This window comes from Cellulomonas sp. NEAU-ZC6, assembly GCF_056844425.1.
Window position 1 is genome coordinate 13219 of record NZ_JBXFYH010000005.1, and the last position, 26087, is coordinate 39305.

Below are 26087 nucleotides of genomic sequence, written 5' to 3' on the forward strand. Positions count from 1 at the left end.
CGGGCGTCGGCGCGGGCTTCCCCCACCGCCGTCGCCACCGTGGCGGTGACGGCGACCACCACGCCCGGCTCCACCGCGCACCCGGCGAGCACCGCGCCGTTCCGCTCGACGACGTCCGCGGCGGTCCTGCACGGGTCCGACCGGCCCCGCAGCGCACGGTCGGCGGCCGCGAGCGCCCCGAGGTCGGCCGCGGACTGCGCACGCGCCCGTGCCCGCTGCGCCCCCGCGAGCAGCCCGAGCGCACCCGCCAGAAGCACCGCGACCGCCAGCACCGCGATGACGAGCACGGTGCCGGACCCGCGGTCGCGCCCGCCCCCGGTCACGGCTCCACCCGTGCCGTCGCGGAGCCGTGCACCACGAGCCCGCCCACGAGCGGCAGCGCCGGGCCCACCGTCCCGGAGACCGTCACCACCACCCAGTCGCCGTCCCGGCCGACCGCGACGCGCACGCCCTCGCCGCCGACGCGCCGCGCGACCGCCGCGACGTCGCTGTCCGCCTGACCCAGCGCCGCGGCCCGCGCCCCCGAGCGGGCGGCGTCCGCGCACCGCAGCTGCGTGCCCGCGGCGGCGGCGAGGGCGACCACGACGCCGACCAGCAGCGCGACGACCGGCAGCAGCACCGCGAACTCCGCCGTCACCGCACCGCGGTCCCGTGCCGCGCGCCGCGGCCGCCCTCGCCCGTCCCTCACACCGACAGCGCGCCCCGGACGAGCGCGGTCAGCGCCTCGCGGATCTCCGCGCTGGTGAGGATCACCACGAGCAGACCGGCGAAGCCCACCGCGGCGATCAGGACGACGGCGTACTCGGCGGTGGCCATGCCGGCGTCCCGCCCGACCCCGGCCCAGCGGCCGCGGACCCGCCGCGCGGCTCGCGCCGCACGGCCTCCGACGCGCCGCACGACCCCGCCCCCTCCCGCCGTGCCGGCCGCCCCGCCCGGCGCCGTCGCCCTGCTGGTCCTGCTCTCCATGTCCTGCCTCCTGTCGTCCCGTGCCGGCCGCTCACCGGCCGACACCCCGACGGTGCCCGGGTCCGGCCCTCGGACGCGCCGCCTCCGGGACCGCCCTGGGGACGACGCCCGCACCCGCCCCCTGTGGAGGAGTCGGGGCCCCGTCACGGAGCGACCGGTCGCGAGCAGGTCACCCGAGCAGGCTGCGACCGAAGGACGCGAGCACGGGGACCAGCCCGACCAGCACGAACGCCGGCAGGAAGCACAGCCCGAGCGGCACGACGAGCCGCACGCCAAGCCGCCCGGCCGCCTCACGCGCGACACGGTCGCGACGCCGCCGCAGCTCGGCTGCCGCCGACCGGAGCGGCGGCCCCGGTGCCGCCCCGGTCCGCCACGCGGCCGCGAGCCCGTCGAGACCGCCGCCGAGCGCCGGCGCGTGCGCCCAGGCGACGTCCCAGGCGGCACCGAGCAGGAGGGCCGAGCCCGCACGAAGGAGGTGCGCCCCGGTGCGCCCGCCGAGCACCTGACCGACCGCCTCGAGGGCCCCGGGGACGCTGGCGCCCGACTCGACCGCCACCGCCAGCAGCTCGACGACGGCGACCGGGTCGGGCGCGACGGGCTCGCCGGCGTCCGGGGCGGGTCCACGGCCGGCTGCCGTCCGCCCGTGCGCGCCCGGCGGATCGGACCCCGCGGTGCCGGGTCCCGGAGGGCGGGCGCGCGGACGCAGGAGGAGGACCGGTGCAGCCACCAGCAGCACCAGCAGCAGATCAGCCATCGCAGCCACCCGCGCCGTCGCCCCGCGCCCGGCGCACCATGCGTCCGACCCACAGCCGCCCGGCCACCGTCAGCAGGACCCCGCACAGCCCGGCGGTGCTGCCCAGCCCACCGCCGAGCAGGACGCCGAGCGGGTCGGCACCGAGCAGGGTGCCGAGGCCCACGCCGAGCGCGGGCAACCAGGTGAGCAGGGTGGTCGTCTGCCGCGGGCCGGCGAGCGCCGCCCGGACCGCGGTCTCCGCGTCCGCGTCGGTGGCGAGCGAGCGCGCGCAGCCGTCCAGCACGGTGGCCAGCGGCGCACCGAGCCGGATCGCGAGCCGGGTGGCCGCGACCACCCCCGCGACGCGGACGTGCAGCGCGTCCGGGCCGCGTCGCCGCCCCGGCCCCGCCAGGTGGCGCAGCCGGTGGACGACCTCCGCCGCCGGCCCGGTCGGCCCTGCCGGTGCCGTCACCGCGGCGGCCACGTCCTGCGCGCGCGGCACGCCGTCGGGACCGGCCACCACCCCGAGCGCCAGCCGCCAGGCCTCGGCGGGTGCCCGGCCCGCCCGCAGCTCCGCGGCGACCGCCGCCACCGCCGCGGACAGCTCAGCCGCGGGGTCCCGACGCCGCGCCGACGACCGCGCGCGGCCGGCACCCCGCGCCGGCGCAGGGCGGCCGGGGTCCCCCGTGCCGCCGCCGGCCCGGCCGCGCACCCGCCGCCGCGCCGCGGCTCCCGAGCGCGCAGCCAGCAGCACCGCCGCCGCGGCGAGCACGGCGACGACCCCCGCGCCGCCGGTCACCCCCGCTCGCCCCTCACGCCTGCCCGTCGCTCACGGGTCCGCCCCTCACGCCTGCCCGCCCCTCGCGTCCGATCACCCGTCACGTCTAGACACCTCTGGACACCCCTCACGCCCGGTCGCCCGGCCCGCGCGGCGCGGCCGTGGCCGGGACCCGTCCGTCCCCGCGCGGCGCGGCCCTGCCCGGCACCCGTCCGCCTCCGGGCGGTTCCGGGCCGCCCGAGCCGCCGGGCACCACCCCGGCCCGCTCCGCGAGCGCGGGCCACCCGGGGCCGGTGACCACCCGGCCGTCGGCACCGATCGCGAGCGCGGTGCGCACCACGAGGCCGCCCCGCTCCGGTCCGCTCCCGGCTCCGGCGCGGACCACGCCGGCGATCTCGGCGACCCGCCGCACGCCGCGGTCGCGGCGCAGGTGCACGACCGCGTCGAACGCGCTCGCCGCCTGGGCGGTGAGGGCGGCGCGCGAGAGCCCGGCGAGGGCGCCGAGCGCCTCCAGCCGGGCGGGCACGTCGGTGGCGGCGTTGGCGTGCACGGTGGTGCACCCGCCGTCGTGCCCCGTGTTGAGCGCGCTCAGCACCTCGCGCACCTCGGCGCCCCGGCACTCGCCGAGCACGACCCGGTCGGGCCGCATCCGCAGGGACTCCCGCACCAGGTCCGCCAGGTCGACCCCGCCGGCGCCCTCGACGTTCGGGCGGCGCGCGAGCAGCCGGACGACGTGCGGGTGCCGCGGGGCGAGCTCCCCGGCCTCCTCCACGCAGACGATCCGCTCCCCGGGGTCGGCGAGCGACAGCAGCGTGGACAGCACCGTCGTCTTGCCCGTGCCGGTCGCCCCGGACACGAGCAGGTTCGCGCGCGCCCGCACCAGCGCACGCAGCACGCGGTCGACCCCCGGGGCGACCGCCCCCGAGCGGACCAGCTCGTCCAGCGTGAACGCCCGGTGCCGCACCACGCGCAGCGACAGCAGCGTGCAGCCGTCGGCGACCGGGGGCAGCACGGCGTGCATCCGGGTGCCGTCGGGCAGCCGGGCGTCCGCCGCGGGCCGCGCGTCGTCCAGCCGCTGCCCGGCCGAGGCGGCGAGCCGGACCGCGAGCTCGCGGACCCGGGGCGCGTCCCCCAGGTCCACGGGCACCGGCACCAGCCGGCCGGCGCGCTCCACCCACACGTCGCGCGGCCCGTTGACCAGGACGTCCGTGACCGCCGGGTCGTCGAGGAACCGCTGCAGCGGGCCGGCGCCGACGATCTCGGCGCGCACCACCCCGTCCAGCTCCGCGAGCGCCGTGCTGCCCAGCACCCGGCCGCTGTCGCGCAGCGCCGCGGACACCCGCTCGCCCGTGACCGGCCCGCCGTCCTCCGCGAGCCGGCGGCGCACCGTCGCGACGAGGCCTGCGACGCCCCCCTCGGACCCGGCCACCGGCCCGCCGGTCACGTGAGCCGCCGCGCGAGCCGCGAGACGGCGCGGGCCGCGACCGGCGGCAGGACGGGACCGACGCCCCGGTCCAGCGCGCCGCCCAGCCCGCGCACCCGGGGCAGCGACGCGACGACGGGCAGACCGACGGCGCGGGCGACGTCGGCGTCCGTGAGACCGCCCGGCGCCGGACCGCGGGTGACCAGGCCGACGCGCCGACCGGGTGCGACGAGCAGGGCACGCAGCAGGCGCGCGCCCGCGACGGCCGGGACGTCCCGCGGGACCACGACGAGCACCGTGCGGCACGCGACGAGCAGCGTGCCGCCGTGCGGGGGCGCGCCGTCGTCGGCGCCGCGGTCCGGGTCGGCAGGGTGCTCGGCGACCGGACCGGCGGTCGGCCCCGCTCCGAGCACGGCCGACCGGTCCAGGTCGAGCACCACCGAGGTGTGCGCGACCGACAGCGCGCCGAGCACGTCCGGGACCACCTCGTCCGGTGGCGGCCCGGGGCGGGCGTCGTCCGTCGGCAGCACCGCGCACCGGCGCCACCGCATGAGGTTGCCCGCCAGCAGGGCGGCGTCCACCGACCCGATGGCGCCGGTGAGGTCCGGCCAGCGCAGTCCCGGGTGCGCCTCGAGCCCGAGGGCCGTGTCGACGGAGGGTCCGGGGCCGGTCTCGACGAGCACGGTGGTCCCCCGCCGCGCCAGCTCGGCCGCGAGCGCCGCGGCGGTCACCGTCGCGCCCGCGCCACCGCGCGCGCCGACCACGCCGACCACCCCCGCGCCCGCCGGCTCCCGGCTCGTCCGCTCCATCGGTTCCTCCGTCCGCTCGTCCCCTCCGATCGCCCTGCCACGACCGCCGGGCACCCGACGGTCGCCGCAGGACGGCAGGCGGTGCGCGCGGGCGGACGCCGACCTGGGGACGACGCGCCTCCGCGGGACCTGTGGTCGTCCCGGTGCGGCTCGATACCCTGGGTCCCAGGAGGCACCCGTCCTGATGACCGAGAGCAGCAGCCCGGCCGAGCGCGCCGCCGCGCCGGCCCGCGCGGCCGCGTTCTTCGACCTCGACAAGACGCTGATCGCCACGTCCGCGGCCACCGCGTTCGCGCGGCCGTTCCTGGCCGGCGGCCTGCTGAGCCGGCGCGCGATGCTGCGGTCCGCCGGGGCGCAGCTCGCGTTCCTGCTGGGCAGCGCGACCGAGGGCCGGACGGAGCGGGTCCGCGCGCAGCTGTCGTCCCTGGTGACCGGCTGGGACGTCGAGCGGGTGTCGCAGATCGTCGCGGAGAGCCTGCACGCCTCGATCGACACGGTGCTCTACGCCGAGGCGCGGGACCTGGTCGCCCAGCACCACGCCGCGGGCCACGACGTGGTGGTCGTGTCGGCGTCGAGCGCCGAGCTGGTGCTGCCGATCGCCGAGCTGGTGGGGGCCGACGAGGTGATCGCGAGCCGGATGGGCGTCGCGGACGGCCGGTACACCGGCGAGATCGCGTTCTACGCCTACGGGCCCGCCAAGGCTGCGGCGATGCGCGAGCTGGCCGCCCGCCGGGGGTACGACCTGGCCGCGTCGTCGGCCTACACGGACTCGGCGACCGACGTCCCGATGCTGGAGGCGGTCGGGCACGGGTACGTGGTGAACCCGGATCGCGCCCTGCGCCGGCTGGCCGCGGAACGGGGGTGGACGCCGCTGGCGTTCCGCCGGCACGCCGACCTGCGCGCCCGGGGGCGGCGCGCCGCGCTGCGGCACCTCGCGTCGGCCGCGCCCCGCCGGGACCGGGCCGTCCTCCTGGGCGTGGGGACGCTGGCGGCCGGCGTCACGGTGCTGGCCGGCGCCGCGCTGGTGCGGTGCCGCCGGGGACGCCTGCGTCCCGCCTGACGCCTCGCGGACGGCCAGCTCCCGGGGCGCATCGTCCCCGTGCCGCCCGTCCGGCATCCGGGCACGCGTCCCGGCATGCGAGAAGACTGGTACCGAGGACCTGGGAGTTCGCGACCGGCTCTTCTCGTCCTCGGAGGGCTGGGGTGTGATGGGCAGCACAACAGCACGACCCGAGGGAACCCACGCGCGACCCGTCCACGTCGGACGCGTCGAACGGGCTCGATCCCGTCTCGACTGCACATGTGCACGCCTGATACCCCTCGCGGTCGTCCGTTCGGCGACGGCGTCCCCCTCCCGGGACGCCGTCGTCGGTTCCGCGCCGGGACGGCGCTCAGCCCAGCCGGCCCGCCAGCACCGCGTCCGCCACCGCGCGTCCCTCTGCCGCCCCGGCGACCACGGCGTCGGCCGCCGAGGCGACCCAGGTCGCGACGCCGTCGGGCGTCCCGGTGGCGAACCGGGCCGCCGCCGCGAGGTACGGGTTCGGTGCCGCGGCCCACGCGGCGTCCGGCACCACGGCCCCGGTCGGGTCCAGACCGCGACCGCTCAGCAGCATCCGCGCCAGGGCCCGCGCGACCACGCCGTTGCCGGCGACGAACGGCCGCAGCGCGAGCACCTCGCCGTGCACCACCGCCGCGACCACGAGCGCGGGCGCCCGCGTCGCCCCGACGGTGCGGGTGAGCAGCGCGAGCCGCTCGGCGACCTCGGGGCCGGGCGGCGCCTGGCCGAGCCCGGTCAGGTCGCGGGCCGGCTCCCCGGCCACCCGCACCCGGCCGAGCGCGGCGTCGGGCAGCCACCCGGCGCCGGCCGCCGCGTGCAGCCGGGCGAGCACCTGGCCGAGCGGCGGGACCACCGGCTCGGCACGACCGCCCAGGTCGGGTCGCCACGTCGCCGCGAGCACGGTCGCGCGCAGGGCACCGGTCGCGAGCAGGCGGTCCGCCGCGGCGCTCCGGCCGGCCGCGCCGTCCCCGCCGTCGCCGCCGTCGCCGGTCCCGCCCGTCGCGACGTGCCGCAGCAGGTCCAGCGGCACCCGCGCGCCGTCCACCGCCGCGCTCGCCCGCGCCGCCCGGACGTCCGCCTCGGCCCGCACCTCCCGCCACCGGCGGCGGAACGCCTCGTGCCAGCGCAGCTCCTCGCACGCGACCCGCGCCCGGTCGACCCCGGCACGCACGCCCGGCAGGTCGAGCAGCGGCGCGAGCGGATCCGTGGCCGGGGGCGGCGACGCGGGCACGAGGGGCAGCACGCGCCACACCCTACGAGCGCGCGACGCGCGCACCCCAGGTGGCCAGCACGGCGCCGTGATCCGGGCCACACTGGCCCCATGCCCTCGACGCCGAGCGTGTCCTCGTCCATCACCGCACGTCTGCACGTGGAGGCGCGGCCGACCGCGGTCTCCGAGCTCACGTCCGCGATCGAGCAGACCGGGGGCATCGTGACCGCCCTCGACGTCACGGCCTCGGGGCACGAGCGGATCACCGTCGACGTGACCTGCGCGACCAGCGGCGAGGAGCACGCCGCGCAGATCGTGGAGGCGCTGCGCGGGCTGCCGGGCGTCGACGTCGAGCGGGTCAGCGACCGCACGTTCCTCATGCACCTCGGCGGCAAGCTGTCGATCGAGTCGAAGGTGCCGCTGCGCAACCGCGACGACCTGTCGATGGCCTACACCCCGGGCGTCGCGCGGATCTGCGAGGCCATCGCGGCCCGCCCGGACGACGCGCGCCGGCTGACGATCAAGCGGAACACCATCGCCGTGGTCACCGACGGCACCGCGGTGCTCGGCCTGGGCGACATCGGCCCGCTGGCCGCGCTGCCGGTCATGGAGGGCAAGGCCGCGCTGTTCAAGCGGTTCGCCGGGATCGACGCGTTCCCCCTGGCCCTGGACACCACCGACGTCGACGAGATCGTCGAGACGGTGGTGCGGGTCGCGCCGGTGTTCGCCGGGATCAACCTGGAGGACATCTCGGCGCCGCGGTGCTTCGAGATCGAGCGGCGGCTGCGCGAGCGCCTGGACATCCCGGTGTTCCACGACGACCAGCACGGCACCGCGATCGTCGTCACCGCGGCGCTGACCAACGCGCTCAAGGTCGTCCGCAAGCGGATCGGGGACGTCCGGGTCGTGCTGTCCGGCGCGGGGGCGGCGGGCACCGCGGTGCTCAAGCTGCTGATGGCGGCCGGGGTGCGCGACGTGGTCGTCGCCGACATCGACGGCATCGTGCACCCGGGGCGACCGCTGGCGTCGCCGGAGCTGCGCTGGATCGCCGAGCGCACCAACCCCCGGGGCGTGACCGGCGACCTGCGCGGCGCGCTCGCCGGGGCGGACGTGTTCATCGGGGTCAGCGCGCCCAACATCCTGACGGGCGCGGACATCGCGACGATGGCACCCGACTCGGTCGTGTTCGCGATGGCCAACCCGCGCCCCGAGATCGGCCCCGTCGAGGCCGCGCAGCACGCGGCGGTGGTGGGCACGGGACGCAGCGACGTCGCGAACCAGATCAACAACGTGCTCGCGTTCCCGGGGTTCTTCCGCGGGCTGCTCGACGCGCGCTCGCACGTGATCACCGACGAGATGCTGCTGGCCGCGGCGGTGGCGCTGGCGTCGGTGGTGTCCGACGACGAGTTGAACCCGGCCTACATCATCCCGAGCGTGTTCCACCCCGACGTCGCGACGACGGTGGCCACCGCGGTCGCCCGGGTCGCGGGCGCGGGCGACGGACCCCGGGCGGACACCGGCGCGGTCGCGGTGGTGCCCGTCCCCGGCATCTGACGCCGGGGACCGCGCTGCGCCGCGCCCGTAGGATCGACGGGTGCAGTGCCACCACTTCGACGCCGCGCGGTGTCGCTCCTGCACCCTGATCGAGCAGCCGTACGCCGACCAGCTCGCGGCCAAGCAGGAGCGCTGCGCCGAGCTGCTCGCGCCCTTCGGGACGCTGGACTGGCTGCCGCCGGTGGCGAGCGCCGAGTCCGGCTTCCGCAACAAGGCCAAGCTGGCCGTCGGCGGGACGGTCGACGCCCCGACGCTCGGCATCCTCGACCCCGGCGGCGTCGGCGTGGACCTGCGCGACTGCGGGCTGTACCCGGCGAGCCTGCAGGCGGCGCTCCCGGTCGTCGCGGAGCTGGTGACCCGGGCGCGGCTGGTGCCGTACGACGTGCCGACCCGGCGCGGCGAGCTCAAGTACGTGCTGGTCACCGAGTCCCCCGACGGCGACCTCATGCTGCGGTTCGTGCTGCGCTCGAGCGAGGCGCTCCCCCGGCTGCGCAAGCACCTGCCCTGGCTGCTCGCGGCGCTGCCCCGGGCCGTCGCGGTGTCGGCGAACCTGCTCCCCGAGCACAAGGCCGTGCTGGAGGGCGAGCAGGAGGTGGTGCTGACCGAGCGCGCCACGCTCCGGATGCGGGTCAACGACATCGACCTGCACCTGCGGCCCCAGAGCTTCTTCCAGACCAACACGGACGTCGCCGCGACGCTGTACCGGATCGGCCGGGACTGGGTGGACGCCGCCGGGCCCCGGTCGGTGTGGGACCTGTACTGCGGCGTCGGCGGGTTCGCCCTGCACGTCGCCGGCCCCGGCCGCGAGGTCGTCGGGATCGAGACCAGCACCGAGGCGATCGCCAGCGCCGAGCAGAGCCGCGACGACCTCGGGCTGCCCGGCGTGCGGTTCGCCGCGGGTGACGCCACCGCCTTCGCGCTCGGTGCCGGGGCGCCGCCGGACCTGGTCGTCGTGAACCCGCCGCGGCGGGGCATCGGCACCGAGCTCGCGCACTGGCTCGAGGAGTCGGGCGTGCGGGACGTCGTCTACTCGAGCTGCAACGCCGCGTCGCTGGCCCGGGACCTGGCGGCGATGCCGTCGCTGCGCCCGCGCCGCGGCCGGCTGCTCGACATGTTCCCGCAGACGGGGCACTACGAGGTGGTCGTGGCACTCTCCCGCGACTGACCGCGCTCAGACCTCGGTGAACGCCGCCAGCACCTCCGCGCCCACCGCCCGGTCGGCGTACACGAGCCGCACCGCGCCCGGGTCGGGGTTGCCGGCGTCCGGGCCGCGCCAGACCCGGGTCAGGCCGGCCCGCTCGGCGGTGCGCCGCGATCCCTCGTTCACCTCGAGCAGGTAGGCCAGCACCGCGAGGTCCGGGCGCTGATCGTGCGCGGCGGCCCGGGCCGCGGTGACCACCTCCTGCGCGTAGCCGCGGCCCCACTCCGCCGGGTCGAGCCGGTAGTACAGGTTCCAGGCGACCCCGCCGCGCACGCTGCAGCCACCCATGCCGACCAGCCGCCCGTCGTCCGCGGCCCGGACCACCCAGGCGCCGAGCCCGTACCGGGTCCACGAGCCGGTGTACCCCGCGACCATCTGCTCGGTCTGCTCCGGGCTGGTGTGCCGGCCGTGCGGCCAGTGCCGGTACACGCGCGGGTCGGCGTGCAGCGCGTGCAGCTCGGGAAGGTCGGCGGGCACGGGTGCGGTCAGCACGAGCCGCTCGGTCACGACGTGGCGGTGGTCAGGCACGCCCTCCAGTCTGCCCGGCGCCTCGCGGGCCGTGGCTTTCGTCCCACGTCCCGGGCGCGCGCGACCGGCAGGCTGGTCGCATGCTCAGCGTCGCCGAGGCCCTCGACTACCAGACGCACGCGGCCCGGACGAAGACCGACCTCGCCCGCCGGCCCGGCGTGTACCTGGTGAACACCATGCTGGCCGGTGCCTACATCGGGCTCGGCGTGGTGATCATGACCACCGCCGGCGGCCCGCTGGTCGACGCGGGGTCGGGCTTCGCCCCGCTGGTGCAGGGGCTGGTGTTCGGGGTCGCGCTGACCATCGTCGTGGTCGCGGGCGGCGAGCTGGCCACCTCCGGGATGATGGTCTTCACGCAGGGCGCGATGCGGGGCACGATCTCGTGGGCCCGCGGCGGCGCGACGCTGCTGGCCTGCCTGGCCGGGAACCTGCTCGGCGCGGTCGTGCTGGCGACGATCCTGCACCTGTCCGGCGCGCTCGGGCCGGCGACGCCCGCGGGCCGGACCATCGCCTCGATGATCGAGCACAAGGCGCACGAGTCGGGCACCGAGCTGTTCTTCCGCGGCGTGCTCTGCAACCTCATGGTGTGCCTGGCGATCTGGTGCGCGGGCCGGCTGCAGCACGAGGTCGCGAAGATCATCGTCGTCTTCGCGTGCGTGATGGTGTTCATCACCTCGGGCTTCGAGCACGTGGTCGCCAACATGACGACCTTCTCGTTCGGCCTGATCGGCGGGCTGCCCGGCGCGACCGTCGCCGAGTTCGCCCGCAACGTGCTGCTGGTCGGGCTCGGGAACCTGGTGGGCGGCGGGCTGCTGGTGGGGGCGGCGAACGCGGTCGCGGCCGCACCGGCGCGGGCGGCCGCCACCCCCGCGGTCCCCGGTGCCGCGGACCCGGTCGCCGCCGCAGACCCGCTGGCCGCCGCCCGCTGAGCACCACCACCGACGCCCGCACCGGGATCTCGGCCGGGATCGGACATCTCGGGCGCGCCGTCCGGGCGCGTGCCGGTCACGCGCTCTACGGTCGTACGAGCACGGACGTGGCCTGATGCGGTGGCGTCCCACACCGAACCCGTCGCGCGGGAGGCGCTGCCGCTCCTGCCCCGCGCACCGAGAGCCGGCGACCAGGGAGCAGACATGAGCAGCAGCTCGGACCGCGAGCAGGACGACGCGACGGCTGCGGCCGCGGGAGACCCCGCGGAGCAGACCGCGCCGGCCCCCGCGGGGGCGACCGCGGCCGGGAGCACTTCCGTCCCGGCCGAGCCGGACGAGCCGGCCGGCTCCGGCACCGCGCCGCGCCCGGGTGCCGCCAACGCCGCCGCCGAGGCCACGGAGGCGGCCAAGGCCGCGCAGGGCACGGCACCGGGAGGTGCGACGGCCGCCCCGGCCACCGGCAGCACGGCCGCTGCGGCCCGACCCGCGTCCACCCCGTCCCGCGGCACGAGCGCGCACCGGGCGTCCCGCCCCGCGCCGGTCCCGCCGGCACCGGAGGAGAGCACCCCGCCCGTGCTGCCCCCGACGCCGGGTGCCTCGGGCACCGCCGGCACCGCGACCGTCTCGGACGGCCGCGGCGCGCCGACCGCCCCGCTGCCCGCGACCCCCGCGACGGGGTCCGCGCCCGCCGGCGACGGCACCCCGACCACGGCGGCCACGGTGGCCGCACCGACCACGGCAGCCACGCCGGCCACCCCGAGGACCCCCGCCGAGCCCGTGGTGCGGACGAGCATCCGCGGCGCCGAGGCCCGCGCCGCCGCCGTGCTCACGTCCGGCGTGCCCGGCGACCCCGGTGCGACCACGGCGCTGCCGGGCACCGGCCCGTCGGACGCGTCGGTGCCCTACGGCGACCAGAACGCCCCGACGGCGCCGCGTCCCGCGGAGCCGGTCATCCCGGGCGGCCAGGACACCGCCGAGGAGGAGCAGGCGGCAGCCGGCTCGCGCGGGCCGCGGTCGCGACGTTCCGCCGAGGCCGCCCCGGAGCGCCCGGAGCCGGTGCGCCGTCCCGGCGGCGGCCCGGTGCGGCACCTGCTCGGCGCGCTCGTCGGCCTGGTGGTCGGCGTGATCGGCGTCTGGACCGTGCTGTTCGGGCAGTCGCGGGTGCTCGCCGCGCAGGCGCCGGGCTGGGACGCGTCGTACGACGCCCTCGGCGTGGTGCTGGTGACGGCCGGTGTGCTCGTGCTGGCCGTCGTGCTCGGGCTCGGCCTGTGGACGCCGGCGGTGCCGGTCACCGCGGGCCTCGTGGCGACCGTCGTCGGCGTCGTGCTGCTCTACGTGCCCGCGACCACGCACGTCGACGCCGTGCGGTGGTTCGGCACGGAGGGCACCGAGTACTCCGTCGTGCGGGCGACCGTGACCGCGACCTCGGGGACCGTGTTCGTGGTGGGCGCCCTGCTGCTCGTCGCCGGCCTCGTGCTCGGCGCGGCCCGCCGCCGCTGGCTGCCGCGGGCCTGACGAACCCCGTCACCACGGGCTTCGCGTCTCCCGGGACCAAAGTCCTACTAGAGTGCCGGGAGACGCGGCAGACGAGCCGCGCCGGTCCCGCACCGACGTCGTTGCGCTGGAGGCACACGTGGCCCTCGACAGCTCCGCACCCCCGAGCGGCACGCCCGCGCCCGGCCTGGAGAACCTGCTCAGCGAGGACCGCCGGTTCCCGCCCGAGCCCGGGTTCGCCGCCCAGGCGAACGCGCACGCCGAGCTCTACTCCTGGGCGAACTCCGCCCCGCTCGAGTTCTGGGCCGAGCAGGCCCGGTCCCTCCTCGACTGGGCCGAGCCGTTCCACGAGGTGCTCGACTGGTCCGGCGCGCCACGGGCCCGCTGGTTCGGCGACGGCCGGCTCAACGCCGCGTACAACGCGGTGGACCGGCACGTCGAGGCCGGGCACGGGGACCGGGTGGCGCTGCACTTCGAGGGCGAGCCCGGCGACACCCGCACGCTCACCTACGCGGACCTGCAGCGCGAGGTGTCGCGCGCGGCGAACGCCCTGACCGCGCTCGGTGTGCAGACCGGCGACCGGGTGGCCATCTACCTGCCGCTCGTCCCGGAGGCCGTCATCGCGATGCTCGCCTGCGCGCGGATCGGCGCCCCGCACTCCGTCGTGTTCGGCGGGTTCTCGGCGGAGGCCCTCCACTCGCGGATCCTGGACGCCGAGGCCCGGGTCGTCATCACGGCGGACGGCGGCTACCGCCGTGGCACCGCGAGCGCCCTGAAGCCGACGGTCGACGAGGCGCTCGCCAAGGGCAGCGGGAACGTGGTCGAGCACGTGCTGGTCGTGCGCCGCACCGGCCAGGACGTCCCGTTCACCCCGGGCCGCGACGTCTGGTGGCACGACGTGGTCGACTCCGCGAGCGCCGAGCACACGCCGGTGCCGCTCGAGGCCGAGCACCCGCTCTTCATCCTGTACACCTCGGGCACGACCGGGAAGCCGAAGGGCATCTTCCACACCACCGGCGGGTACCTGACGCAGGCGGCGTGGACGCACCTCAACGTCTTCGACCTCAAGCCGGAGACCGACGTCTACTGGTGCACCGCCGACGTCGGCTGGGTCACCGGCCACACCTACGTCGTCTACGGCCCGCTGGTGAACGGGGCGACGCAGGTCATCTACGAGGGCACGCCGGACACCCCGCACCGCGGCCGGTGGTGGGAGATCGTCCAGAAGTACGGCGTCTCGATCCTGTACACCGCCCCGACCGCGATCCGGACCTGCATGAAGTGGGGCGACGAGATCCCGGGGCAGTTCGACCTGTCGAGCCTGCGCGTCCTGGGCTCGGTCGGGGAGCCGATCAACCCGGAGGCGTGGACCTGGTACCGCCGGGTGATCGGCGCCGACCGCACCCCGGTGGTCGACACGTGGTGGCAGACCGAGACCGGCGCGATCATGATCAGCCCCCTGCCGGGCGTCACCACCGCCAAGCCCGGCTCGGCGCAGACGCCGCTGCCCGGGATCGCGGCGGACGTCATCGACGACGACGCCCAGCCCGTGCCGAACGGCTCCGGCGGCTACCTGGTGCTCACGGAGCCCTGGCCGGCGATGCTGCGGGGCATCTGGGGCGACGAGCAGCGGTTCGCCGACACGTACTGGTCCCGGTTCCGCGGCATCTACTTCGCCGGCGACGGCGCGAAGAAGGACGAGGACGGCGACATCTGGCTGCTCGGCCGGGTCGACGACGTGATGAACGTGTCCGGCCACCGGCTCTCGACCACCGAGATCGAGTCCGCGCTCGTCTCGCACCCCACGGTCGCCGAGGCGGCCGTGGTCGGCGCGGCCGACGAGACCACCGGCCAGGCCGTGGTCGCGTTCGTCATCCTGCGCGGCGACGCCGCCGGCGACCGGTCGCCGGAGGAGGTCGCGACGGAGCTGCGTGCCCACGTGGCGCAGCAGATCGGCCCGATCGCCAAGCCGCGGACCATCCTGGTGGTGCCGGAGCTGCCGAAGACCCGGTCGGGCAAGATCATGCGCCGCCTGCTGCGGGACGTCGCCGAGCACCGCCAGGTCGGTGACGCCACGACGCTCGCCGACGCGTCGGTGATGGACCTGATCCAGGAGGGCCTCGCGGCCCCGAAGGACTGAGCGCGCCCGCCCGGCGGCCGGCCGGCGCGGGTTGCGAACGACCACCAGCTGAACGCCGGGAGGCGCTCTCCCGCACCGTTCGTAGACTTCGACGCGCGCCTCGGTCCGCCGGGGCGCGCGTCGCGCCCGACCGGGCGCGCCCCGACGAGAAGGAGTCACGTCACGTGACCGGGTGGATGCTCACCGGACGCCGCGCCGTCGACCTGCGCCGCGTCGCCAGCGCGCTCTGTCGCTGACGCCTGCCCACCCCGCTCGTCCCCGCTCGTCCCCCGCCTGCGACACCGTCGCGCCGCCGCTGCGCGCCCGCGGGCCCCGCTCCACCCGAACCCCGGGCGTCGCTCGTGCGCGCCCGCGAAAGGCCCACCCATGTCCTCCACCCCCACGGCCCGGCCGCGCTCGCGAGCCCGCGGGCTGCTCGGCAGCTTCGGCTTCCAGATCATCGCCGCGCTCGTCCTGGGCGTCGCCCTCGGCTGGGTCGCGCTGTCGATCGGCCCCGTGAACGCCGGCACCGACGCCGAGCAGCCGAACTGGCTCACCTCGACGCTCGACACCATCGGCTCGTCGTTCGTCACCCTGCTGCGCGCGATCGTGCCGCCGCTGATCTTCACCGCCATCGTGGCGTCCGTCGCGAACCTGCGGAACGTCGCCAACGGCGCGCGCCTGGCGTGGCGGACCCTGCTGTGGTTCGCGATCACCGCGCTGATCTCGGTCGTGATCGGCATCGGCCTCGGCCTGGTGCTGCAGCCGGGCAAGCACACCACGCTGTCGGTCGAGCAGGGCTACGAGCCCGGCCGCACCGGCACCTGGACCGACTTCCTCGACGGACTGATCCCCGGCAACGTGCTGGGCCTCGGCGCGAGCACCCAGGCGCAGCCCGACGGCGCGCTCAGCACCTCCGTCAGCTTCAACGTGCTGCAGATCGTGATCGTCGCGATCGTCGTCGGCATCGCGGTCCTGCGCACCGGCCCGAAGGCCGACCCGTTCCTGTCCGTCACCCGGTCCGCGCTCGCCGTGATCCAGAAGGTGCTGTGGTGGGTGATCCGCCTGGCGCCGCTGGGCACGCTCGGTCTGGTCGGCAACGCGGTGGCGTCCTACGGCTGGGACTCGCTGGCCTCGCTCGGCCGGTTCGCGGTCGCCGTCTACGTCGGGCTCGCCCTGGTCCTGCTGGTCGTCTACCCGGTGATCCTGCGCGCGCACGGGCTGAGTGTCGTCCGCTGGTTCCGCGGCGCGTGGCCGGCCATCCAGCTCGCCTTCGTGTCGCGCTCGTCCATCGGCACGCTGCCCGTCACCCAGCGGGTGACCGAGCGGAACCTCGGCGTGCCGTCCGAGTACGCGTCGTTCGCCGTGCCGCTGGCGGCGACCACCAAGATGGACGGCTGCGCCTCGATCTACCCGGCGATCTCCGCGATCTTCGTGGCGCAGATCTTCGGCATCGACCTGTCGGTCCTCGACTACGTGCTGATCGCGTTCGTCTCGGTGGTCGGCTCCGCCGCGACCGCCGGGCTCACCGGCGCGATCGTCATGCTCACGCTCACGCTGTCGACGCTCGGCCTGCCGCTGGCGGGCGTCGGGCTGCTGCTCGCGATCGACCCGATCCTCGACATGGGGCGGACCGCGGTGAACGTCGCCGGGCAGGTGTTGGTGCCGACGATCGTGGCGAAGCGTGAGGGCATCCTCGACCAGGCGCAGTACGACGCGGCCCAGGCGGAGGACCTCTTCACGGACTCCGACGACGACGCCGGCCCCGCGGTGCCGACGCCCGCGACCCCCGCCCGCGAGCCGGAGCCGGCCGCGGCGCGCTGACCGGGACCACGGGCCTCGAGGTCGTCGGTCGCGCACCCGGGCGGGTGACGCGACCGACGACCTGGCGCGTGACGGGGAACCCGGTCGGGTTCCGCGCCGTCAGCGCGTCGGGTGCGTGAGCTCCCCGGTGCGCGCGACCTCGCCGAGCCAGTGCGCGCTCGGCTTGGGGGTGCGCTCGAAGGTGTCGCGGTCCCAGCCGATCAGGCCGAACGTCGGCGTGAACGAGCCCCACTCGTAGTTGTCGAGCGCGGACCAGTGCAGGTAGCCGCGCACGTCGATGCCGTCGGCCATGGCGTCGTGCAGCCCGACGAGCGCGTCGTGGGTGTAGTCGATCCGGCGGGCGTCGTCCTGGGTCGCCATGCCGTTCTCGGTCACGACGACCGGCACCCCGCCGGTGCGCTTCCAGGCGTTCCGCACGCCGATGCCGAGCGCGGGCGGGAAGTACTCCCAGCCGATCAGGGTCTTCTCGGCGTCGTCGGCGACGGGCAGCGGGTTGCCGTCGGCGTCGATGAACGTCCGGAGGTACGCCTGGACGCCGATCCAGTCGTCGCCCTGCGCCGCGTCCAGGAAGATGTCCTCGCGTGGGTAGCCGTAGGCCGCGGTGGCCTCCTCCGCGTCCGGCCCGGCGGGGTGGTACGCCTGCGTGGCGACCGACCAGCCCGACCGCACCTGCGGCAGCTGCGCGAGGACGGCACGGGACCGCTGGTGGCCGTCGATCAGCGCCTGCGTGATCCCCGGGTCGGGCGCGGGCAGCCGGGACGCCGTCATCTCGGTGCCCTCCTCGCCGCGGGTCATCGCGACCATGTTGGGCTCGTTGATGGTGCAGACCCACTCGACGTCGTCGCCGAGCACGGGCAGCGCGATCTCGGTGAACCGCTCGAACAGCGCGGGCGCCTCCGGGTTGCGCCAGCCGCCGAGCCGCGCGAACCAGCGCGGGTGCGTGAAGTGGTGCAGCGTCACGGACGGGGTCAGGCCGTGCTCGCGGCAGGTGTCGACCATCCGGCGGTAGTGCGCGAGCTCCGCCTTCGAGACGAAGCCCCGCTCGGGCTCGATGCGCGCCCACTCGATGCTGAACCGGTAGGTGTTCAGCCCGAGCGACGCGAGCAGCGCGATGTCCTCGGGATAGCGGTGGTAGGAGTCGGCGGCGTCGCCGGACGGCTCGGACAGGTCCGTGCCCGGGGCGTGCTCGCGCACCCACCAGTCGGAGTTCACGTTGTTGCCCTCGACCTGGTGCGCGGCGGTCGCGGCGCCCCAGAGGAAGCCCTCGGGGAACCGGCGTGCGGGGCGGGCGGGGTCGTGGTGCGAGGTCATGCGGGGGTCCTCCAACGGTGGTGCGGGGTCCTGCGGCGGCTGGGTGCCGAGGTCGGGAGCGGTTCGGCGCGGGCGGGTGGGCGGGTGGCAGCCGTCACTTGAGGCCGGCGGTGGCCACGCCCTGGATGAAGTACCGCTGCAACGCGAGGAACAGCAGCAGGATCGGCGTGATGATCAGCACCGCGCCGGCGAGCAGCAGCCCGTAGTCGGTGGCCTGCTGGCCGGTCGAGTACAGGGACAGCGCCACGGGCAGCGTGTACATGTCCTGGCTCTGCGCGGCGACGAGCGGCCACAGGAAGTTGTTCCACGAGCCGAGGAACGTGAGGATCCCGAGCGTCGCGAGGGGCGGCCCGCAGAGCGGCATGACGACGCGCGCGAAGATCCGCAGCTCGCCCGCCCCGTCGATCCGTGCGGCCTCCATCAGCGGCTCGGGGATGCCGAGCATGAACTGCCGCATCAGGAACACCCCGATCGGCTGCGTGAGGAACGGCAGGATCAGCGCCGGGTAGGTGTTCAGCAGGCCGAGCGACGTCACCTGGACGAACAGCGGCACGAACGTGACGACGCCGGGCACCATCAGCATGACCATGACGAGCGTGAACAGCAGCTTCTTGCCGGGGAAGTCCATCTTGGCCAGGGCGTACCCGACCATCGAGCAGAACACCAGGTTCCCGAGCACCGTCACGACGGCGACGATCACCGAGTTGCTGAAGAACTGGCCGAAGTTCAGGTCCGTGAACCAGCGCTCGAAGTTCGCGGCGGTCGGGTCCTGGGGCCAGATGGTCGGCGGCTTGATCAGGATCTCGCGCTGGGTCTTGACCGAGCCGAGCACCATCCAGACGAACGGCAGCAGCCAGAGCGCGACGCCGACGACGAGCACGGTGTAGGTGAGCGCGCGCCCGGTGGTCGGGCGCCGGCGGCGGCGCGGCGCGGCCGGCCGGGCGAGCGCGTCCACCGCGGGGTGCGCGGACGGCGGGGTGACAGCGGACATGACGATCTCCCTCGCCCGGTCAGTCCTGGGACCGCAGCAGCCGGAACTGCAGCAGGCTCAGGAGCGCGATGGCCAGGAACAGCACGTAGGACGCCGCGGAGGCGAAGCCGTACTTGCCGAACCCGAACTGCTCGAACGTGTAGAAGGCCGTCGACAGCGTGGAGTCGAGCGGGCCGCCCTGGGTCATCACGAAGGCCTCCTCGAAGAACTGCAGGTAGCCGACGGAGATCAGGACCGCGCCGAGCAGCAGGGTCGGGCGCAGCAGCGGGAGCGTGACGCTGCGGAACCGGCGCCAGGGGCCGGCCCCGTCCATGACGGCCGCCTCCTGGACCTCGGCCGGGACGGCCTGCAGGCCCGCCAGGAAGATGACCATGAGCGTGCCGACGTTGCGCCAGACGGCCATGAGGATCAGCGAGGGCAGCGCCCAGGTGGTCGAGCTCAGCCAGTTCGGCCCCTCGATCCCGAACCAGCCCAGCCAGCTGTTGAGCAGCCCGTCCGGCTGCAGGATGTACCGCCACACCACCGAGACCGCGACGATGCTGGTGACCACCGGCGCGTAGAACCCGACGCGGAACGCCGCCCGGAACCGGCCGATGCCCGAGTTGAGCGCCACCGCGAGCGCGAGCGCGACCGCCATGGTGACCGGGATGCCGACCACGACGAACGTCGCGGTGACCCCGAGCGACTTCAGGAACCGGGGGTCGCCGAACAGGTCGATGTACTGCTGCAGGCCCACGAAGTTCACGGCGAACGGCGTGCGCACGTCGCGGGAGGTGAAGTCCGTGAACGACATCGCGAACGACGACACCAGCGGCACGAGCATGAAGAAGCCGAAGACCAGGACGAACGGCGCGGCGAACAGCCACGCGACGTAGCCCTGCCGGCGCCGTCGGGCGGCGGCGGGCCCGCGCGGGGCCGGGGCCGTACGGCCGGACCGCGCGGGTCCGGCCGTACGGGTGGCGGCTGCGGTGGACATGAGGGTCAGCCCATGCCGATCGACGTCGCCTGCTGCTGCAGGTCGGCCAGCGCCTCCGCGGGCGCGAGCCCGCTGACGGTCATCCGCTCCAGCACGGAGTCGGCCGCTGCGTTGACCTGCACCCAGGTGGTCGTGACCGGCGGGGCGACCGTGTCCTCGAGCTGCTCGCCGAAGACCGCGAGCTTGGCGTCCTCGGTCAGCGCCGGGTCCTCCCACGCCGACTGCTGCGACGGCAGGTCGCCGGTGACGTCGTACCACTCGACCTGCACCTCGGGCTGCGTCAGCCAGTCGACCAGCTTCCACGCGGCGTCCGCGTTGTCGGACTCCTGGAACACCACGAGGTTGGAGCCGCCCGCGAACGACGTGGACGAGTCGCCGGCCGGGATGCGCGCGGTGGCGTACTTGTCGGCGAAGCCCTCCCCGCCGAGCGTCTCGAGCTGACCCATCATGAACGGGCCGTCGATGAGCATCGGGGTGGTGCCCGCGACGAACTCGGCCTCCTGCGCGCCGGGCGTGCGGTCGGCCGAGGCGTTCGCGACGCCGTCGGTGAAGAACGACTGGTAGTACTCGTAGGACTCGACCATCTCCGGGGTGTCCAGCGTCCACTCGGTCTGGTCCTCGTCCGTCAGGCTCGCGCCGTTGGACCAGGCGGCCCACAGCGAGCCCTGGAACGAGTCGTTGCCGGCGGACTGCAGCCGGATGCCGTAGTCGGCACCCGCCTTGTCCTGCATGTCGGCGGCCATCTGCTTCAGCTCGTCCTGCGTCGCCGGGGGCTCGGTCCAGCCCGCCTGCTCGGCGAGGTCGGTGCGGTAGTAGAGGACGCGCGTGTCGACGTACCAGGGGACGCCCACGGCGGTGCCGTCGAGCTCGGTCGTGGCCAGCGGGCCCTCGAACACGTCGCTCGTGTCGATGCCGTCCGGCACCGGCGCGAACGCGTCCCCGAACTCGGCCATCCAGGTCGTGCCCATCATCGCCAGGTCCGGCGTCGTGCCCGCCGCGATGGCGGTCTGGAACTTGTCGCGGGCGGCGTCCCACGGGATCGGGACGACCTCGACCGAGACGTCGGGGTTCGCGTCCTCGAACTCCTGGACGAAGTCGGGCAGTGCCTCGCCCTCGGCGCCCATCGCCCAGATGGTCAGGTCGCCGGACGCCTCGCCGGACGACAGCGTGGCGGCGTCGGTGCTGCCGCCACCGCCCGTGTCGTCGGCGCGGCCGCAGGCGGACAGTGCGGTCACGGCGAGCGCGGTGACCAGGGCGACGCGCGCAGCGGGACGGATCATGGTGCGTTCCTCCTCGAACGGACGGCTGCGCTTCTATGCGCTTAGATCGTGTGAGCAGTTAAGCGCATAGACTGTGCGCCGTGCAAGGGGCGCCGGCTGGTGGCCCCCACCGACCAGCAGCCGCCCCAGGGAGATGAGCCGTGCCGCGTCGACCGACCGTCTACGACGTCGCCGAGCGCGCCGGCGTGTCCATCGCCACGGTGTCGTTCACGTTCCGGCAGCCGGAGCGCGTCCGCGAGTCGACCCGGGCCGCGGTCCTGGTGGCCGCGCGCGAGCTCGGCTACGTGCCGAGCGCGAGCGCCCGGGGCCTCGCGAAGGGCGCGACCGGCGCCCTGGGCCTCTACTCGTTCGACCTGATGCTGGCCGGCCCGCAGCAGGGCACCGACTCCCCGCTCGAGGCCGCCGCCCGGGAGGTGCTCACCGTGGACGACCTGCCCGACGACCGGGACACCGACCCGCGGGCCTTCCCGCTGTACGTGGACGAGGTCCAGCGCGGGTTCGAGCTGGAGTGCCGGCAGCGCGACCAGGCCCTGCTGCTGAGCAGCGGCACCGGGTCCGGCGCGTCGGTCACGGACGTCGCCGGCCGGGTGGACGGCCTCGCCGTGTTCCCCGGGCCGACGCCGGTCGACACGCTGGCGCACGTGGCCCGCCGGATCCCCGTGGTGGCGTTCAGCATGCCCCCGGTCGCCGACGGGCTGCACCACGTGACCGTCGACAACCGCGCCGGCATGCGCGAGCTGGTCGAGCACCTGGTCCGCGAGCACGGCACGCGCGAGCTGGGGTTCGTCGGCCGGCTCACCACCCCCGACTACGCGGAGCGGTTCGCCGGCTTCCGGGACGCGCTCGAGGCGCTCGGCCTGCCGGCCCCGGCGGAGCCGCTCGACCCGACGGACCTGGCCGAGCCGCACCGGTTCGAGGTGGTCGCGGACCTGGTGGGCACCGACCGGCTCCCCCGGGCGCTGGTGTGCGCGAGCGACCAGCTCGCGCTCGCCGTGCTCGACCTGCTCGCAGGCCGCGGCGTCCCCGTGCCCGAGCGGGTCCTCGTGACCGGCTTCGACGGCATCCTCGCCGGCCGGCTGGCACGGCCCACGCTCACCACCGTGCGGCAGCCGATGGCGGCGATGGGCCGGCTCGCCGTCCAGGTGCTGGTCCGGCACGCGCACTCGCCGGCGGAGCAGCCGGAGTCGCACCGGCTGCCGGTGCGGGTGGTCCGGCGCGGGAGCTGCGGCTGCCCGGCGGGGTGAGGAGCGCCGCTCAGCGCGCGGCCCGCGCCCGGCGCCCGAGCAGGCCCAGCGCCACCAGCAGCACGACGAGCACCGCCGCGAGGACCGTCATCGCGGTCACCGCCGGGACCGTCCGGACGGCGACCCCCAGCGCGAGCGCCGGCACGCTCAGGCCGAGGTAGGCGACGAGGAACAGCCCGGCGAGCGCCTCCCCGCGCCGGTCCGGCGCAGCCAGCGCACCGATCGTCCCGACCGCGGACGCGAACAGCAGGCCCGCCCCGGCGCCGGTCAGCACCCCGCCCGCGAGGAACACCCCGAGCGACGCGGCGTGCATGCCCCCGACGAGCACGACCAGACCGGCCCCCTGCGCCACGGCGCCCGGCAGCAGCTTGCGGTCGGCCGGGACGCGCGTCGTGGTCGCCTGGACCGCCGCCGCGGCGGCGAACACCACGAACACGACGAGCCCGGCCAGGACCCGCGAGGTGTGGTGCAGCGTGCCCGCGACGAACCCGGGCGCGACCGAGGTGAACACGCCGAACACGGCGAAGGCCGCGAACGCCGCGGTCAGCGCGACCGTGTGCCGGACCGGGTCCGCCCCGGCCCGGCGCGGCCGCTGCGGGCGGTACGCGGGCCGCGCGGCCGGCCGCGCGACGGTCTCCGGGGTGAGCAGCACGCCGACCACGCCCAGCACCAGCAGGACCGCGAACACGGCGTACGGCAGGCGCAACGGCGCGCCGAACGCCTGCGCGAGCGCGCCGCCCGCCAGCGCGCCGGCACCCAGGCCGCCGATGTTGGCCACGGTGGCGACCACCTGGGACCGGCGGTCGGACGCGCCGGGACGGTGCCGGCGGTGCAGGTCCTGCAGGTGGGCGGTGGCGGTCGCCGTCAGCATCCCGACGCCGAGCCCGCTGACGAACCGCGCGACCAGGAGCGTCCCGACGTCCGAGCGGGACAGGAACAGCGCCGCCGCGACCAGCTCGAGCAGCAGGGCGGGGACCAGCACGGGCTTGCGGCCGAGCCAGTCCGACACGTGCCCGGCCAGCACCAGGCTCAGCGCGACGCCGACGGCGTACGCCGCGAACACCAGGGTCACGGTGAAGGTGGAGAAGCCGTCCGCCGCCTGGTAGAGCGGGTAGAGCGGCGCCGGGACCGTGGAGAACGCCATCGCGGAGCCGAACGCCGCCGCGACCAGCCAGAACCCCGCACCGTGCCCGACACGGACCGAGGTGGCCGCGGGTGCGGCGGGGGCGGTGGGTCCGGTGGCCGGGGCGGGGGGCGTGCGGTGCGTCGTCGGGGACATGCGTCCACCATCCGCCCGGACGATCCATCGCGTCCAACGCCTGTTCGCGCTGGGATCCATCACGATGCGCGATAGTGTCGCGGACATGGAGCTGCGCCACCTCACCGCGTTCGTCGCCGTCGCGGAGGAGGGCGGGTTCACCGCGGCCGCCGCCCGGCTCGTGGTCGTGCAGTCCGCCGTCTCGGCGTCGGTCAAGGCCCTGGAGCGCGAGCTGGGCACCCCGCTGCTCGAGCGCACGTCGCGTCGCGTCGCGCTCACCGACGCCGGGGCCACGCTGCTGCCGCACGCGCGCGCGACCCTCGACGCGGCGCGCGACGCCCGCGAGGCGGTGACGGCCGTGCGGCAGGGCCTGGGCGGGACGGTCCGCGTCGGCACGATGACCTCGGTCGGCCTGGTCGACGTGCCCGCGCTGCTCGGGGCGTTCCACCGGGAGCACCCCGGCGTGGCGATCCGGCTCAGCGCCGCGCCGTCGGGGTCGCACGGGCTGGTGGCGGCGGTCGCCGAGCGCGGGCTGGACCTGGCGTTCGTCTCGGTGCCCGGCGGGGCCGCTCCGGGGGTGCGGCTCACCGAGATCGCGTCGGCCGCCATGGACCTCGTGGTGCCGCCGGAGCACCCGCTCGCCTCGGCGTCGACGGTCGGCGTCGCCGACCTGGACGGTCTCGACTTCATCGACTCGCCGGTCGGGTACGGGAACCGGTCGGTCACGGACCGGGCGTTCGCGGCAGCGGGCGCGCACCGGCGCGTCACGCTCGAGGTGGCCGACATCGGGACCGCCGCCGCCTACGTCCGGCACGGGCTGGGCGTCGCGGTCCTCCCCCGGTTCGTGGCCGAGCCCGCCGGCGCGGCGGCGCAGGCGGTGGTCGTGCCGCTGGCCGGGGACCTCCGCTGGCCCATGCAGCTGGCGCTGCCCGCCGACCGCCGGCCCGCCGCCGCGACCCTCGCGCTGGCGCAGCACATCCGGCGGTCGACCGGCCCGGCTCAGACGCCGAGCAGCCGGCGGACCTGACGGACCGCCGCGCGGCCGGCCCGGTTGGCGCCGACCGTGCTCGCGCTCGGCCCGTACCCGACCAGCTGCACCCGCGGGTCGGCGACCACCCGCGTGCCGTCCATCACGATGCCGCCGCCCGCGTCCCGCAGGCCCAGCGGGCGCAGGTGGTCCAGCGCGGCGCGGAAGCCCGTCGCCCACAGCACCACGTCGGCCGCGACGTGCTCCGGCCCCGGCACCCAGCCGTCGGCCACCGGTCCGCGCACCGCCGCCGGGTCCCACACCGCACCGTCCGGCACCAGGCGCGCGAACATCGGGCGCGCGACCAGCACGCCGGCCGCGATGCCCGCGCGGTACTGCTCCGTGAGCGGCAGCCCGGTCGCCGCGACGATGCTCTGCGGCGGGAGACCGGCGCGGGTGCGCTCGTCGACCCGGGCCACCGCGTCCCGGCCGAGCTCCGGGCTGAACTCCGCGTCCCGCCAGTCCGGCGGGCGGCGGGTCACCCACGTCGTCGACGCCGCGAGCGGGTGGATCGCCAGCAGGTGCTGCACCGCCGAGATGCCACCCCCGACCACCAGCACGTGCCGCTCCGCGAAGTCCTCCGCCGCCCGGTAGTCGTGGGTGTGCAGCTGCGTGCCCGCGAACTCCTGCGTGCCCGGGTAGGTCGGCCAGAACGGCCGGGTCCACGTGCCGGTCGCGTTGACGACGGCGCGCGCGTGCCAGGTGCGGGCCGAGCGACGGCGCGCGGGCGCGTCCTGCACGGCGGGTGCCACGGGCTGCTCCGGTGCGCGGACGTCCTGCGGCTCGACCGGGGCGGTCACCGGGCGCCACAGGCCCGCGCCGCCGCCGAGGCCGTCGTCGAAGTCCGGGCGCGTCGCCGCGCCCGACGTGGCCGCCTGCGCGTCCGGCTCGGACGGCGCCGGCGGCGCGCCCCGCTCTGGCTCGGCGACCGGCCGCTCGACCGTCTCCACCGCGAGCAGCCGCTCCGGCCCGGCGACGTCCCGCACGGCCCGGACCTGGACCGAGCGCCGGACCGGGAGCGCCAGGTCGCGCTCGTAGTCGCCGAAGTACCGCGTGAGCGCCCGGCTCGCCGGCTCGTCGGCGTCGAAGGTCGGGAGCGGCCGGCCGGGCAGCTCGTAGACGCCGTTCACCGTCCGCATGGTGAGCCCGGCCCAGCGCTCGCGCCACGCCCCGCCCGGCCCCGGGGACGCGTCGAGGACCACGTACGTCGGGCCGCCGGCGGCGCCGGCCGGCCGGAAGCCCGAGCGGGCCAGGTGGGCCGCGACGGCGAGCCCCGCCTGCCCCGCCCCGACCACCACGACGTCCGCGAAGGCGGGGTCCGGGGTCACGTCAGGCACTCCCCCTCCAACGCGTCGCACCGGTCGTCCGTTCCCCG

Annotated in this window: 24 protein-coding genes and 1 pseudogene; 10 read left to right on the plus strand and 15 right to left on the minus strand. The window is 76.4% G+C overall.

From position 1 onward, the window contains the following. Nucleotides 1–2 precede the first annotated feature (2 nt). From AC1050_RS17670 to AC1050_RS17700, 7 genes and pseudogenes are all read right to left on the minus strand, one after another. Nucleotides 3–323 (minus strand): annotated as a pseudogene (locus tag AC1050_RS17670) (Rv3654c family TadE-like protein); the annotation flags it as partial. Continuing rightward, complete coding sequence (locus tag AC1050_RS17675) at nt 320–637, minus strand: TadE family type IV pilus minor pilin (protein ID WP_482388721.1); 318 nt, start codon at nt 635–637, stop codon at nt 320–322. The gene AC1050_RS17675 and the pseudogene AC1050_RS17670, both read right to left, overlap by 4 nt. Before the next feature lie 47 nt (nt 638–684). Next, entirely contained in the window at nt 685–966 is a 282-nt protein-coding gene (locus AC1050_RS17680) for a DUF4244 domain-containing protein (protein ID WP_482388722.1), read from the minus strand. A gap of 169 nt (nt 967–1135) precedes the next feature. Next, nucleotides 1136–1720: a type II secretion system F family protein gene (locus tag AC1050_RS17685; RefSeq protein ID WP_482388723.1), complete on the minus strand. Its 585-nt coding sequence runs from the start codon at nt 1718–1720 to the stop codon at nt 1136–1138. Continuing rightward, a complete protein-coding gene (locus AC1050_RS17690) occupies nt 1713–2498 on the minus strand; it encodes a type II secretion system F family protein (protein ID WP_482388724.1) in 786 nt (261 codons plus the stop codon). Before AC1050_RS17690 ends, AC1050_RS17685 begins: the two co-directional genes overlap by 8 nt. A gap of 106 nt (nt 2499–2604) precedes the next feature. Then, nucleotides 2605–3906: a TadA family conjugal transfer-associated ATPase gene (locus AC1050_RS17695; protein WP_482388725.1), complete on the minus strand. Its 1302-nt coding sequence runs from the start codon at nt 3904–3906 to the stop codon at nt 2605–2607. A gap of 11 nt (nt 3907–3917) precedes the next feature. Beyond that, complete coding sequence (locus tag AC1050_RS17700; protein ID WP_482388726.1) at nt 3918–4709, minus strand: CpaE-like family protein; 792 nt, start codon at nt 4707–4709, stop codon at nt 3918–3920. 184 nt (nt 4710–4893) lie between these two features. Between AC1050_RS17700 and AC1050_RS17705 the strand changes: the two genes are divergently transcribed. Further along, a complete protein-coding gene (locus tag AC1050_RS17705) occupies nt 4894–5769 on the plus strand; it encodes an HAD family hydrolase (RefSeq protein ID WP_482388727.1) in 876 nt (291 codons plus the stop codon). Between the two features lie 331 nt (nt 5770–6100). Here the strand turns inward: AC1050_RS17705 and AC1050_RS17710 are convergent, their stop codons facing one another. After that, the gene (locus AC1050_RS17710; protein ID WP_482388728.1) at nt 6101–7009 is read right to left on the minus strand and encodes a Fic family protein; all 909 of its coding nucleotides are present in this window, start codon (nt 7007–7009) and stop codon (nt 6101–6103) included. A 78-nt stretch (nt 7010–7087) separates the two neighbouring features. Here AC1050_RS17710 and AC1050_RS17715 point away from each other — a divergent pair, with 78 nt between their 5' ends. Continuing rightward, complete coding sequence (locus tag AC1050_RS17715; RefSeq protein WP_482388729.1) at nt 7088–8530, plus strand: NAD-dependent malic enzyme; 1443 nt, start codon at nt 7088–7090, stop codon at nt 8528–8530. Nucleotides 8531–8570: 40 nt separating this feature from the next. Further along, nucleotides 8571–9695, plus strand: coding sequence for a 23S rRNA (uracil(747)-C(5))-methyltransferase RlmC (gene rlmC, locus AC1050_RS17720; protein ID WP_482388730.1), 1125 nt, complete (start codon nt 8571–8573; stop codon nt 9693–9695). Between the two features lie 6 nt (nt 9696–9701). Here rlmC and AC1050_RS17725 read toward each other — a convergent pair whose 3' ends face one another. After that, nucleotides 9702–10259: a GNAT family N-acetyltransferase gene (locus AC1050_RS17725; protein WP_482388731.1), complete on the minus strand. Its 558-nt coding sequence runs from the start codon at nt 10257–10259 to the stop codon at nt 9702–9704. A gap of 80 nt (nt 10260–10339) precedes the next feature. Here AC1050_RS17725 and AC1050_RS17730 point away from each other — a divergent pair, with 80 nt between their 5' ends. The 5 genes from AC1050_RS17730 (at nt 10340) to AC1050_RS17750 (ending at nt 16625) form a co-directional block, all read left to right on the plus strand. After that, nucleotides 10340–11188: a formate/nitrite transporter family protein gene (locus AC1050_RS17730; RefSeq protein WP_482388732.1), complete on the plus strand. Its 849-nt coding sequence runs from the start codon at nt 10340–10342 to the stop codon at nt 11186–11188. A 204-nt stretch (nt 11189–11392) separates the two neighbouring features. Continuing rightward, nucleotides 11393–12703: a hypothetical protein gene (locus tag AC1050_RS17735; protein ID WP_482388733.1), complete on the plus strand. Its 1311-nt coding sequence runs from the start codon at nt 11393–11395 to the stop codon at nt 12701–12703. Between the two features lie 118 nt (nt 12704–12821). After that, nucleotides 12822–14822: an acetate--CoA ligase gene (gene acs / locus AC1050_RS17740; RefSeq protein WP_482388734.1), complete on the plus strand. Its 2001-nt coding sequence runs from the start codon at nt 12822–12824 to the stop codon at nt 14820–14822. 176 nt (nt 14823–14998) lie between these two features. Continuing rightward, nucleotides 14999–15058 (plus strand): putative leader peptide, encoded by a 60-nt coding sequence (locus AC1050_RS17745; RefSeq protein WP_482388942.1) that lies wholly within the window; start codon nt 14999–15001, stop codon nt 15056–15058. A 130-nt stretch (nt 15059–15188) separates the two neighbouring features. Then, the gene (locus tag AC1050_RS17750; RefSeq protein WP_482388735.1) at nt 15189–16625 is read left to right on the plus strand and encodes a dicarboxylate/amino acid:cation symporter; all 1437 of its coding nucleotides are present in this window, start codon (nt 15189–15191) and stop codon (nt 16623–16625) included. Nucleotides 16626–16724: 99 nt separating this feature from the next. On the opposite strand, the gene AC1050_RS17755 is transcribed toward AC1050_RS17750, so the two are convergent. From AC1050_RS17755 to AC1050_RS17770, 4 genes are all read right to left on the minus strand, one after another. After that, nucleotides 16725–17936 (minus strand): glycoside hydrolase family 1 protein, encoded by a 1212-nt coding sequence (locus tag AC1050_RS17755; protein ID WP_482388736.1) that lies wholly within the window; start codon nt 17934–17936, stop codon nt 16725–16727. 94 nt (nt 17937–18030) lie between these two features. Beyond that, on the minus strand, nt 18031–18927 hold the full coding sequence (locus AC1050_RS17760; protein ID WP_482388737.1) for a carbohydrate ABC transporter permease: 897 nt from the start codon (nt 18925–18927) through the stop codon (nt 18031–18033). A 19-nt stretch (nt 18928–18946) separates the two neighbouring features. Beyond that, on the minus strand, nt 18947–19903 hold the full coding sequence (locus AC1050_RS17765) for a carbohydrate ABC transporter permease (RefSeq protein WP_482388738.1): 957 nt from the start codon (nt 19901–19903) through the stop codon (nt 18947–18949). A gap of 5 nt (nt 19904–19908) precedes the next feature. Further along, a complete protein-coding gene (locus AC1050_RS17770; RefSeq protein WP_482388739.1) occupies nt 19909–21183 on the minus strand; it encodes an extracellular solute-binding protein in 1275 nt (424 codons plus the stop codon). Nucleotides 21184–21323: 140 nt separating this feature from the next. Here AC1050_RS17770 and AC1050_RS17775 point away from each other — a divergent pair, with 140 nt between their 5' ends. After that, the gene (locus tag AC1050_RS17775; RefSeq protein WP_482388740.1) at nt 21324–22427 is read left to right on the plus strand and encodes a LacI family DNA-binding transcriptional regulator; all 1104 of its coding nucleotides are present in this window, start codon (nt 21324–21326) and stop codon (nt 22425–22427) included. A 10-nt stretch (nt 22428–22437) separates the two neighbouring features. Here AC1050_RS17775 and AC1050_RS17780 read toward each other — a convergent pair whose 3' ends face one another. Continuing rightward, nucleotides 22438–23706, minus strand: a complete 1269-nt coding sequence (locus AC1050_RS17780; protein WP_482388741.1) for an MFS transporter — start codon at nt 23704–23706, stop codon at nt 22438–22440. An 85-nt stretch (nt 23707–23791) separates the two neighbouring features. Here AC1050_RS17780 and AC1050_RS17785 point away from each other — a divergent pair, with 85 nt between their 5' ends. Beyond that, nucleotides 23792–24712, plus strand: coding sequence for a LysR family transcriptional regulator (locus AC1050_RS17785; protein WP_482388742.1), 921 nt, complete (start codon nt 23792–23794; stop codon nt 24710–24712). Here AC1050_RS17785 and AC1050_RS17790 read toward each other — a convergent pair. Continuing rightward, nucleotides 24685–26049, minus strand: coding sequence for an FAD-dependent oxidoreductase (locus AC1050_RS17790; protein ID WP_482388743.1), 1365 nt, complete (start codon nt 26047–26049; stop codon nt 24685–24687). The genes AC1050_RS17785 and AC1050_RS17790 overlap by 28 nt on opposite strands. Nucleotides 26050–26087 lie beyond the last annotated feature (38 nt).